Origin of the sequence: Paenibacillus sp. ACRRX (assembly GCF_022346885.1) — a bacterium.
GTDB lineage: Bacteria > Bacillota > Bacilli > Paenibacillales > Paenibacillaceae > Paenibacillus_B.
The window spans coordinates 501,552-514,094 of sequence record NZ_JAKRNK010000002.1; the positions used below are offsets into that span (position 1 = coordinate 501,552).

The following is a 12,543-nucleotide window of genomic DNA, read 5'->3' on the forward strand; positions in this document are numbered from 1 at the left end:
AATTGACCCAAGGCAGAAAACACAAAAAGAACCCGCACCCGCTATCTCGACCAAGAGCAGGGGTGCTAAGGTTCAGTTCAACTGATTTATTGTCATTTTCTCTGCCTGAGATGTAAGTGAAACACGGTTCGTAATTAGCTTGGTTCGCTTATTTAGATGTTTTTGCTGAACTTGTGTACCAATAAGCCATCGCTACAAAGACTGCACCACCGATTACATTTCCCAATGTTACGGGAATCATATTGTGCAGCCAACCACCTAATGTAATTGTCTCTGGATGTTGGGGTAATATTAGAGCAACCGTCATTAAGGACATATTGGCAACACTGTGCTCATATCCAGACGCGATGAAGGCATAAAGCATCCACCAGATCAAAATTAATTTGGCCGTATCCTCTTTAGCACGCATCGAGGTCCAGATTGCCAGACAAACGAGCCAATTACATAGGATGCCTCGGAAAAACAATTCAGATATAGGCATACTCATCTTATTCGCAGTAGCCAAAAACAACAAATGGTCTGGAGCGATCTTGCCGAATATGCCAGAACCGTATACTAGCAAGCTGAACAAGACAGCGCCAAGCAAATTACCGAAGAAAACAACAATCCAGTTCGTAAAAGTAAGCGACCACGGTGTCCGTTTGGATAAGCTGCTTACAGTAAACAACATGTTATTTCCCGTAAACAACTCAGATCCAGCGAAAATGACAAGCGTGAGTGCGATACCAAATGACATCCCCATCACCACTGGAGTAGCTGCCGCTCCCTCAGCTTTAAACGGGCCACCTACTGTAAAGATCAGCATAATTCCAAATCCGACGTAAGCACCAGCAAGCAAAGTGGCGACTACATAACGCATAAAGCTTGATTTCATTAACGACTTCTTAACTTCTACCGCCTCATTAATCTGCTCGATCGTAGCCTGATACATCTCTCTCCCTCATTTCACGATCTACCATCTACTTACTTACTTACTGATCAACTGATCCCCTGCTAGTAAGAGATACACATGCTCGCCTTCAACAACAAGTGGAAACGTCTGGACTTGGCCGGTATCAGGTTCTTGCACCTTGCCATCTCGCATATCTATCTTCCAATCGTACAATGGATCGTACACGTAGCATCCCGAGACGATGCCTTCATTTAACGGGCCGCCCTTCGGATGGGGACTGCGATCGAGCAGTGCATACATTTGCTCAGACGTTCTAAACACCGCTATTACTTCTCCTTCAACCTCAACGGCCCGCCCTACCCGCTCCAAGAAATCATCCTGCTTGCCGATGCATACCTTTCTTTCAGCTACAGCTTGAGACATAAGCTAACACCTCTTTCTTTCGTTTAATGTGCAACTTTTTCAGTGACGATAACTTTTTCGAACAATGCATTTCGCAGTTTTTGATCCCCCACCATTTTCTTCCACGGATCTTCGAGCTTGCTAAGTGCAATTTCCATTCTAGCAGTTAGTTGCTTCCGTTGTTCTGCATCATGCACGATCATATTTTGAACTTGCTCTAGTCCAATCCGTTCAATCCATTCTGACGTCCGTTCCAAATAATTGGCGGTTTCCCGGTAATACTGCATTGTTGCAGATATCATTTCCATCAGTTCATCATCTGTCTTTACCTTGCACAATAAATCAGCGAGCCTTGCTTTAATCCCGCCATTACCGCCAACATAAATCTCCCAGCCACCGTCATTACCAACGATGCCAATATCTTTTGTGCACGATTCTGCGCAATTTCGTGGACATCCATTCACAGCAAATTTGAACTTAGCAGGCATATCAACCCGTTCAAACTTCCGTTCTATCAAATCTCCGATCCCAAGCGAGTCTTGTGTGCCAAAGCGACAATAAGTAGAGCCTACACAGGTCTTAACTGTACGAAGAGCCTTGGCATAAGCGTAGCCAGAAGGCATCTCCAGCTCTTCCCACACTTTTGGAAGGTCTTCTTTTTGAATCCCAATGATGCCAATTCGCTGTCCACCCGTCATTTTCACGAGTGACGCTTTATATTTAATCGAAACGTCCGCGATTTTCTTCAGATCCTCTGGTGTTGTCATCCCACCGTACATACGTGGAACTACCGTATACGTACCGTCTTTCTGAATATTCGCATTCATCCGTTCGTTTACAAATCTCGAAGCCCGCTCATCCTCATAGGTTTCCGGCCACAGCATTCCCAAGTAATAATTTAAAGCCGGTCTGCACTTCGAGCAGCCCTCGGATTGACTCCATGCCAGCGCTTGTGTCACCTCCGCAATGGTATGCAGATTTTGTTCCTTTATCGCCGTTACAATCTCGTCTCTAGACATCGAGGTACATCCACAAATACCTTGCTTGGTTTGTGTTGATTGGAAGCTTTCGCCCAACACATGCTGCAAGAGCTGCTCCACCATAGGCTTACAGCCGCCGCAGGAACGGGAAGCACCTGTTTTCATTTTCACAGCATCCAATGTAGTTAAGCCATCGATCTGAATCGCATCCACGATCATCTTTTTGGTCACACCGTTACAGCCGCACACGATATCATCATCGACCAGTTCAGCGACCATATTGGACTTGGCTTTGCCTCCGCAGCAGCCTCCCGAACCTGTTAACTCCTGATACAATTCCTCCGTCATCTGCTCGCCCTTTTTGACCAGACGCTCAAGTCTTGACGAATCATCGATGTTGCCGAACAGAACAGCCCCTACAACGACACGATCATGCAATACAATTTTCTTGTATGTTCGATTCCACCCGTCATGAAGTCTAATAATGTCATGATGAGGTTCTTCTAAGAATGTTCCTGTAGAAAACACGTCCACGCCGGATACTTTTAGCTTTGTAGATACAATGGATCCCTCATAAGGTGCTGTTTCAACACCCGCAAGTGTCTTCGCCAGCACAGCTCCCTGCTCAAATAAAGGCGCTACCAGTCCATAGCAGATTCCGCGATGTTCGGTACACTCGCCTACTGCATATACGCCCGGCACCGAAGTCTGCATATAATCATCTACCACAATTCCACGGTTTACCTGAATGTCACTCCCCATCGCGATGTCAATGTTAGGCCGAATCCCAACAGACATGACGACCAAATCAGCTTCGAGTGATGTGCCGTCAGCAAAGGTTAGCCCCGTCACTCGGGTGCTCCCCGTTAAGGCTGTCGTCTGTTTGCCAAGGGCAAACTTTAGGCCTTGCCGTTCTAACTCCTGCTGCAGCATCTTGGCCGATGGTACATCCAGCTGCCGCTCCATCAAGTAATCCGGCAAGTGTACTACTGTAACGTCCATGCCCAATTGGACAAGCCCCTTGGCTGCCTCAAGACCAAGCAGTCCACCACCTATCACCGCTGCTTTCTTATATTGTTTAGCAGCTTCCATCATCGAATCACAATCTTCTATCGAACGGAATCCAATGACACCTTCCAAAGTCGATCCGGGTACAGGCAGGATAAACGGATTCGAGCCCGTTGCGATCAACACACGATCATACGCGGTTGCCGATCCATCTTCCATGATTACTTGTTGAAGTGTTGTATCCAGTCGTACTGCCTTGCAGCCAGTGATTAACTGAATGCCAGCTGACGCATACCATTCCCGATTATTTATGATAATATCATCAATTGACTTGCTTCCTTCCAACACATAAGACAGCATAATGCGGTTATAGTTCGGGTGTGGTTCTGCACCAATTACGATAATCTCATACCGATCAGTAAGCTTTAACAATTGCTCAATTGCATTCATACCTGCCATTCCATTGCCGATTACGACCAATTTCTGTTTCTCTGTCATCGTTGTTTCCTCCTCATTTCCAATTGCAGTCAGTCATGGAAACGCCTCATCTACTCTTGCACTTCAGTTGTCATATTCATCAATGGCTAGAAATAATAATGTTATTATTTTCACATAGTTAAGTAAAAAAAGTGAACTGTTGCCTGACTTTCCTCATCATGTGCATTACAGTTCACTCTTTATCTTTACATTAAAATAGACGGCACAATAAATTAGTGATTACACTCACACCAATTATGTCGATTCAGTGCACAAAAGTTACTCAATCGTCCCGGTTCTAATGAGGTTAACCTCCACTTGAGCATCAAAGCGAGCATTTGTAAATAATTTTTGCCAGACTTCTGGATTTAGTTTGGAGTTTCGGATTGAACTTCGATACACCTCCCCAAACCCTACAACATCCGCATCTAGCTTTTGAAAATGATTCAAGGCTTCCATCAGTTTCGCGCTCATATTTTTACTGAGCTCTGCTTGTAGATTTCCAATTGCCTCTTTATCTGTGAAATCATAATTTTCAGAGATTTCTTGCAACTCGGCCTTCATCTTTATTCGTACCTTAAATGTTAGTGGAGAGGATGATACAAGCTTAAGCGAAGATGAGCTGCTTAAGTTTGAAATCACTGCATTTACTTTGTTGTGTACCGTCTCCCCTTTTTTGATAAACTTGCGCATTCCGTCCATTGGCATAACAACTTCAAATTGACTCGGCTGCCTCTCCCTCAACAGCAGCTTTAAATAGGACCCTTGCTCTCTTGTTGCCTCACCGACCATCTTGCCACCTCTGAACAAAGCAAGGGACTTAATGAGAATTTTGCCGTTTTGACGAGCAACTATCGGCAGTACCGGCTGCTTGCCAATACTGTAATAATCTCTACGAAATTCATGAACGGTACAGGAAGGGACCCATTCATTCCGTACATTCTGATCAATCATTCCATACAAGTACAGCCCTATATTCGGATATTCAGCATAATCAAAGCTTAATAGTTCACGTGTCGACATGTCACTGACGACAAGATAGATCATATCTCCATAGGAAGGATCGCGACTTAACGTATCCGCAATATCAATGACGCCTTCTTTTGCTAATTTATCATTATATAAAATAACTCGGATCTGGCCGCTCACGAGCAGGCGGGCCATCTGCTGATTCATGGCCATTCTTGCACCTTTGCTTGTCAAAGCTTCAACTGACACGACTTGGCGTTTCTCCTTTGCCTCTGGCACAGACGCCAGTGTAACCGTTGTGACAGACATCTTATTATCCGGCAAACGGTCGTACCCAACGGCTACACCTAAAGATAACCGCTCTAGCACCGATGTACGGACGCAGCCTGTCGTCAAGAACAAAGAACAAACCAGAAGCGCAGCACGCTTAAAAGTTCTGTTCATACTTCCTCCTTGCTGCTGGCACGATTCTTGTCCAGACTCGACTTAATGAGAATGGCAACATAAATAAAAAGGGGGTATGCAAAGCTGAAAATCACAGCAGATTCACTTATGTAGTCATTTAACTTGTCGATCTGTCCGCGGTTGACAAATAAAATCGAACAAATAAAGATAAATCCTGAGATGACATACCTCATGCGATATTGGCGAAAACCAAATAATCGGTTTAATCCATTGGACGTAATCCACGTGATCAGCATGATGGTCGGAATTAAAGTAATCATCCACAAAGCAAGCGTAACAAACTCCAACCTCTCGATGAACGGATACTTTACGATTTTCTGCATGTTGATCGAACTCCACGTTCCTTTTAACAGCTGGTTTTCACTAAAATAGACAATGGATATGACCATTACCAAAATAAGCAGCACACTTGAAATGGCAATACTAATTTGTATATTTCTCATTGTTTTTGGCTTGTCGCGAACAAAGGGATATAGAAAATAAATGACCTCGAAGCCCGTCATTGTAAAACCCATATGCTTTGCACCAGCTAATATCTGGGATGGACTTGCTTCCAGAAACGGTAACAGTCGTGTCCACTGCGCGTATCTTAAAGGATAATAGTACAGGCTTGCAATCAAGAATATAATGACAAAGCTGATCAGGCTCATGCCCACGATCACACGAATACCACCTGCCCCACCGTACAATGCCAGACTCAGCATCATCAACACCATTAGCCAAGTCGGGAAACTAGGGAAGATCCAGGATTGAACCGCCTCAATATAAGTACGTATGATCGTGATTGTGATAGAGCTAAAGTGAATCATAAGCAAGACGCTGAGAAAACCACCAATCCATTTTCCAAAAACATCCCGGTGAATTCCGTACAAGTCTGTAGATTCGTAACGTCTTAATACGGATACGATCAGCCAGGCGGAGCCATGGCAAAACAGCGCGGCTACGAGTACAGACACCCATGCATCATGTCCCGACTCCCTGTATATATATCGCTGAAAACCAAAAATACCTACGCCTATCTGACTATTGAGCACCATAAAGATAAGCATATAAGCTTGAAACATATAATGGGGCTTGGGCCGAATCGTGATGTCCATCTGGTTACCTCATCTATCTCCATTTTATTCCTTAACGCCTGTCTTGGCCTGTTGGTGTTGGTTGTTGTGTTGGTTGCTGTGCTCCTTACCCTGCTCTTGCTCATCATGGGCATGCTCATCATGCGTATGCTCATTTTGGGTAAAGCCTGACTTATGTAGAAAATGGGAATCGTGAGTCACCAGCATGTCTCTCCAAATTTCCTTGACACGAAATGGGAAAATCGGGTACATGTAAGGCCTGCCGAGACTGGTCATTTTCAACAAATGAATGATAATGAGCGCAGTCATAAAAACGATACCTATTACTCCCCACAAGCCAGCGAATACGATGATCGGAAATCTGACAAATCTGATCGCTCCGCTCATCATATAGTTTGGTGTCGTGTACGACCCTAGTGCGGCCAAAGCCACAAGCATGATAAGAATATTACTTGTAAAGCCAGCCTGTACAGCAGCCTGTCCAATAACAATACCGCCTACGATGCCCATCGTCTGACCAACCTTCGTTGGCAGCCTCGCCCCTGCTTCCCGCAGCAATTCCATCGTCAGCTCCAAAACTAACGTTTCAATTAGTGGTGGAAACGGAACCAAAGAGCGGGATATAATTAGAGGTGCCAGCAAAGTTGTTGGGATGATTTCATAGTGGAAAGTTAACGCCGCCACATACCCAGGGGTTAGAAATACCGACATAAACAAACCGATAAGACGAATCATACGATAAAAAGTCCCTAAGCCCCATGAAGAGAAACGATCCTCGGTAGACACGAAGAAATCAACAAACGAATTGGGACCAATGATCACTTGCGAATTACCTTCCACAATGACAACAATTTTTCCCTCCAGCAAGGCTTGTGCTGCTCGATCTGGCCTTTCCGTCAAACTAAGCATCGGAAATAAATAGTAGCCGCTGTCTTGAATTAACTGTAGAAACTGTGCGCTTCCAATGACACCATCGCTTTTCATGTTTATAATCCGCGTTCGCACCAAGTCTACATATTGATGATCCGCCACATCGTCCAAATAAAGTAAGCAAGCTTGTGTTCGTGTCCGTTCGCCCACTGCGTACTGTTCATTGCAGAGAGCCGGGTCCGTAATAAAAGCACGCATCAGCGCAACGTTTCTGTCGAGCGATTCAATAAAGGCCTGCATCGTCCCAAACATTAACGTTTCATTTTCCGCGTTGGATGGCTGGCGGGTTGGGATGTCTGCTGCATTAATCATCACACAACCCTGCTGTCCGCTCACGGCGATTAATACTCGGCCTTGCAGCAGCATAATAGCTGCCGTGTCATCTATGTCAGGTAGGATTTCGCTCCTGCCTATCGGAATTACCGTTAGTACCTGCTCCAATGTAAGTCGGTGATCCTGGTTCATCAGCACAGACAGGATGTGTGTGTTCAGTTCGCTGCATTGTACCACGCACGACATATACGCAACTGCCATATCATTGCCCACACTCTTTACGACCAAATCAGAGCTGTTATTTAGCAGCTTTCTTAATTTATCAAAGATTTGATAACTGAATGTTGACAATTTCCGGATCTCCTTTCACCTGTCGCATTCCATGACAATATGTCTTTGCTCTATATAAGCTAGTCTGCTAACAATGTATCCGAATTGTTCCCTTCTTTACTGCATATCATGCACATGTTCAAGTAAAGAGATGTTCATGCTCGTAAAGCAGAAGATAAGTGTGGTGCCTCTAATACACGGCGTAGGATGTTGTAAAGGCATAAAAAAAGACCAGAACTACACTATGTGTAGTCTAGTCTAATAAAGTTAATTGCTGGCCTGTCTGACCTCACAATGGCCATCTTCATATCCAATGATGAGAGTGGAAGCCAGGCTGATGAAAAGTCCATTTTCAACAACACCTGGAATCAAATTAAGCTGCTTATGCAGTTCAGCAGCATGCTGAATCCATTCGAACTGACAATCTAGAATATAATTTCCGTTATCGCTAACATATACGGAATTATCTCGCATTCGCAGGGATGAGCGACAGCCTAATGCTTGAATATGTCGATTGGTCATTTCCCAAGCAAAGGGCACTACTTCTACCGGAAGCGGAAACTGACCAAGTTGTGTCACCACTTTTGTGTCGTCCACAATAATGATCAGCCGCTCGCTTGCGAATGCAACAATTTTCTCACGAAGCAGTGCGCCCCCACCGCCTTTGACCAGCTGCAAATCACCATCCACCTCATCCGCGCCATCGATCGTAAGATCAATCCGATCGATGGAAGACCACGGAAGCAGAGGGATGCCAAGTCCACTCGCTTGCTCTTCAGAGGCGCGCGAGGTGGCAACTGCTTGAATGCGCAGACCTGCTTGCACTCTTCTACCTATTGCCTCAATTGCCCAATAAGCAGTAGAGCCTGTTCCCAAACCGACAATCATTCCGTCTGCAACAGAGGCTACCGCACGTTCAGCTGCAATCTTCTTGCTATTCACGTGTTTGACTCCTTTCGTTTCACACACTTACCTGCCTGCATATCCGCTCCCCCATTAATCAAAAGGAACATGACCCTGATGCTCTGCGAGCGGCTTCGCCAAGTAGATGAGCAGATCATCATCTACACATACCGTTGCGCCAGGTGTTACCGTCTGATTGTTATACTGAATGCCTTTGCCATCTGGCACGTATCCGAGACGTGCATAACATCTCTGGGCAGGTCCGTAATCAGGATATAAGCCTACGCCAATCCCAACATAGTTTTTGCCACGATTCACCGCTTCCAACTCAAGTTCGCTTATCAAACGTGTGGCAACTCCTAAGCGTCGATATATGGGAAATACAAACAAATCATTAATCTCAGGGACATCATGCAGTGCGAAGTAAGCATAATCCGATATCAACTTTAAGTGAATGCATCCCGCCAGTTTGTCATCAACGTAAGCCAGCAGACTAACGCGGTCACCTTGATTACATTCATGATAACAGCGTTCGAAATAACCTTCTGGTCGTTGTACACCATGAACCGTAAAGGCTTCCTGCCACTCTTCCAATACCTTCTCCGAATGTAACGCTTGAATAATAAGTCTCATGCAGCCACCTCATCTCTACTTGATTTATCCCCTGCTTCACCTTTTTTTGTGGATCTCTATTATTTATTCGACTCGTTTTTGCTTCACCGACCGCCCAGTCATTCTTCAATAAGCAACAAAAGACACCAAGTCTGTGTTTCTTGATGTCTTCACCCAAGCGCTCCATATCATCATAAAAATCATTATACCACTATGACGGCTTAAGTTACGATTCCTTTTTGCGAGCAGCAAGCAGAAATCTGTGACATGTCACGTCCACATAACCTTCCGTCACAATTCGATCATGTATATTTCGTAACTGCTGTTCATAACGTTCCACACTAAAATCCTCCACTTGCCACTCGATAATGTTCAAATAATATATAATGGCACCTACATCAAAAAATCGAGTGATCCCCTTATATTCCTGCTGCGCTATTATTTCCAAACCCGTAGCCCTTAATCCTTCAGCAGCACTCTCCATGTTCCAATGCACGTATTCAGGGTCTGAAACACCCAACATATGATTAAACTCAATATCATTGTGCCCGCCGCACTGCTGCGTTATAAACAAGGCATTCGGTTTCAGCATCCGATACACTTCTTGCGGTGCAAATGATTCATGCCGATTCATAATCAGATCAAAGTGAGCAGAAGGCAGCGGCAATTGTTGCTCATCTTCATATGCAATCACTTTGACGTCCCAAGGCTTCAATCTTTCTGCAGCGATGAGTACGTTAGGCATGTATCCCTCGGTGGCATATGTATTAGCTGGCAATGGCGCCAGTCGACTTAAGAATTCACCACCCCCTGTACCCATGTCAAGCATGCTTTCTGCATCTCGTATAATAGGCTCGATCATCGTATACAAGTTCCAGGGAAGCGGACTTTCACACATCCGACCTGTAGCTGCCAGATAAGAAAAGTCCCAGCCTGTAAAGCTCTGCTGAGCATCTGATACATAATAGGAAAACGGTCGTGCTTGAAGTGTAGACATTTTCAACATCCTCTCTATAATGATTCTGACTTGATACTCGTTATCGTTAAAAGCATAAAAGCAGGTACCTGACTCCATTCATAAGAGCCTATGTATGATCGACCTCAGCGCGCTGCTCTTTGACTCGCAGCACCAAGATTCCACTAACAAACGACAATATAGAGCCAAAATAAAACATGAGGTCTAGCGTAAATAAATCGATCAGGAATCCCCCAGCAATCACCGCCAGTCCCGCGCATAAGGATACACTTGCCTGATATCTTCCGATCTGTTCCCCGCTTCGCCCGCTATCTGTCATATCAGCTAACAACGCCCGTTCACAAGTACGCTGCATGGCGCCGAAAATTCCCATTACGACTTGAAGCACATAAATCTGCACAATATCCGTTACTAAAGGAAATATCAAAAATAACACCGATGTTCCCCACGCACTTAGGACCAAGTAACGTACTTTGCCGTAACGGTCAGAGGACTTGCCAAACCATATACTAAGCAGGGCTGCACATAGTGTAAACAATCCATAGGCTAAGCCAAACTCAGTAAAGTCTCCACCGATCTCTTTTACAAATATGATATAAAACGGAAATACGATACCCGCCCCAAAAGTCATCATGCTTTGGGAGAGCATCAGCCATCTTAACCTAGAAGTGGCAGCCGTTCGTGCTTGAACAATAGACTTCATTTAATTGTACCTCGCATAAAATTCGTTCATAAATAGCTCTTCCGGATCCCAAATCCGCTTTATGCGGAAAAACAGTTCCGCCTGTGGATAGGCCCGTCTGAACTGCTCTTTAGTTGCAAAAGGTAAATACGTTAAATAGTAGCTCCCTTTGAATTGCAGTGACAGTTCCACAAGACGTTGCGTAGCTGTTTGCAGATGCAGCATGTCCGCAGCGCTTTTTTTATGGTTGATTAACAATACGATACCAAAGCTGTCCTGTCTGGCGTACGAGAGCAGTGCTGTGCTCGACCTAGGTACGTACCGCACAGTAATGTTAACAACATTTAGGTTCTCATCCTTTAAGATACGTCTTAATCCATCTACAAATGGTACAAATTGTTGTACAGGAACGAAGTATTCTTGCAGCACATCCGTCTTCTGCACATCTCGATATTCGGTGAATGTAATGTCCGGTCGCATAGCATTGTTGCGGGATATCAACTTACCTTCGTCATGAGCGAAAAGACGTTTTTGCAGCTTCCAGCTTGTATTTTTACCCCAATCCCATTTGCGTGCCAACCCGAATATAAATTTTGCCGTGCCTATACCGCGTTGGTCCTGCAGTTCACTGTATTCGGGCGTTAATGGCTGATCAGTACGCTCATAATTAATCGTGTACATTTGGGTCAAGAAAGAATGAGGTGCAGTCGATAATCTTGCGACTGTCAATGCTACCATAGGGTTGGACATTATATTATTGTCAAAGTATTTCGGAAACTGTTTGTAAGTCATAGGCACCATATGCTCAACGTATAACTCATCATCTGTCAATTGCAAGTCTACGTCCAAAATAACTCCCATTAAGCCAAATCCGCCATTTACAGCTCGGAAAAGTTCCTTGTTCTCTGTGCGGCTTGCTTGAATGATTCGTCCATCCATTGTCATAAGCCTAAAGGACTGGATACTCTCAATCAGCGGGCCTTCATTCGGATCACGACCATGCACATTGGTGCTCATCGAACCTCCGACTGTAAAAATATTAGGAGACTGCATAATACGAATAGCTAAACCGTGAGGATTAATATAATCCTGTATCTGCTCCCAAGTCGCCCCACTCTGAACACGCAGCACCTTATGCGACTTGTCCAGCCCTAGCATCTTATTGTAAGAGCGCATATCAAGAACTATTGCATCTTCGTAAAAGGTATGGCCTCCCTGGCTATGCTTCGCACCTGAGACGGATATTTTCTTATGCAGACGCCGCGCCTTGGATAGCGCTTGTTGGATGTCAGCGTCAGTCGACACGTTGATCTTCTCAAAGATTCGAGCAGACATGACTCGTCCCACATCCGTCATCTCTAACTGCTCTCGTTCATTAAATCGGTACCAAGCCGACACTGCAAACAGTATTAAGTACAAGATAACGACAGCTGAAATCTTCCATTTTGACGCGTATCTTAAACCACGAATCATGTGAAGGAACTCACCACCTCGTAAATATATAGTAAATAATATGTTTATTTACTATATTCTTCTTATATTATACTAGGTGATTTTAGGTATTTCTA

Annotated in this window: 11 protein-coding genes; all 11 read right to left on the minus strand. The window is 44.6% G+C overall.

Annotated features, from left to right (window positions below; genetic code table 11):
* Window positions 1-148: 148 nt before the first annotated feature.
* Window positions 149-931 carry a formate/nitrite transporter family protein gene (locus MH117_RS07665; RefSeq protein ID WP_239328090.1) on the minus strand — a complete coding sequence of 261 codons (783 nt, stop codon included), beginning with the start codon at window positions 929-931 and terminating at the stop codon, window positions 149-151.
* Window positions 932-967: 36 nt separating this feature from the next.
* Entirely contained in the window at window positions 968-1,315 is a 348-nt protein-coding gene (gene nirD / locus MH117_RS07670) for a nitrite reductase small subunit NirD (protein WP_239328091.1), read from the minus strand.
* Window positions 1,316-1,338: 23 nt separating this feature from the next.
* Complete coding sequence (nirB, locus tag MH117_RS07675) at window positions 1,339-3,780, minus strand: nitrite reductase large subunit NirB (protein WP_239328092.1); 2,442 nt, start codon at window positions 3,778-3,780, stop codon at window positions 1,339-1,341.
* Between the two features lie 258 nt (window positions 3,781-4,038).
* Window positions 4,039-5,172 (minus strand): Ger(x)C family spore germination protein, encoded by a 1,134-nt coding sequence (locus tag MH117_RS07680; protein ID WP_239328093.1) that lies wholly within the window; start codon window positions 5,170-5,172, stop codon window positions 4,039-4,041.
* Window positions 5,169-6,290 (minus strand): GerAB/ArcD/ProY family transporter, encoded by a 1,122-nt coding sequence (locus MH117_RS07685; RefSeq protein ID WP_239328094.1) that lies wholly within the window; start codon window positions 6,288-6,290, stop codon window positions 5,169-5,171. The genes MH117_RS07680 and MH117_RS07685 overlap by 4 nt, the downstream gene beginning before the upstream one ends.
* A 24-nt stretch (window positions 6,291-6,314) precedes the next feature.
* Entirely contained in the window at window positions 6,315-7,823 is a 1,509-nt protein-coding gene (locus MH117_RS07690) for a spore germination protein (RefSeq protein WP_239328095.1), read from the minus strand.
* 246 nt (window positions 7,824-8,069) lie between these two features.
* Complete coding sequence (rpiA, locus tag MH117_RS07695; protein ID WP_239328096.1) at window positions 8,070-8,744, minus strand: ribose-5-phosphate isomerase RpiA; 675 nt, start codon at window positions 8,742-8,744, stop codon at window positions 8,070-8,072.
* A gap of 54 nt (window positions 8,745-8,798) precedes the next feature.
* The gene (locus MH117_RS07700; protein WP_239328097.1) at window positions 8,799-9,338 is read right to left on the minus strand and encodes a GNAT family N-acetyltransferase; all 540 of its coding nucleotides are present in this window, start codon (window positions 9,336-9,338) and stop codon (window positions 8,799-8,801) included.
* A 205-nt stretch (window positions 9,339-9,543) separates the two neighbouring features.
* Window positions 9,544-10,314: a class I SAM-dependent methyltransferase gene (locus tag MH117_RS07705; RefSeq protein WP_239328098.1), complete on the minus strand. Its 771-nt coding sequence runs from the start codon at window positions 10,312-10,314 to the stop codon at window positions 9,544-9,546.
* Window positions 10,315-10,402: 88 nt separating this feature from the next.
* The gene (locus tag MH117_RS07710) at window positions 10,403-10,996 is read right to left on the minus strand and encodes an MFS transporter (protein WP_239328099.1); all 594 of its coding nucleotides are present in this window, start codon (window positions 10,994-10,996) and stop codon (window positions 10,403-10,405) included.
* Complete coding sequence (locus MH117_RS07715; RefSeq protein ID WP_239328100.1) at window positions 10,997-12,448, minus strand: FAD-binding oxidoreductase; 1,452 nt, start codon at window positions 12,446-12,448, stop codon at window positions 10,997-10,999.
* Window positions 12,449-12,543 lie beyond the last annotated feature (95 nt).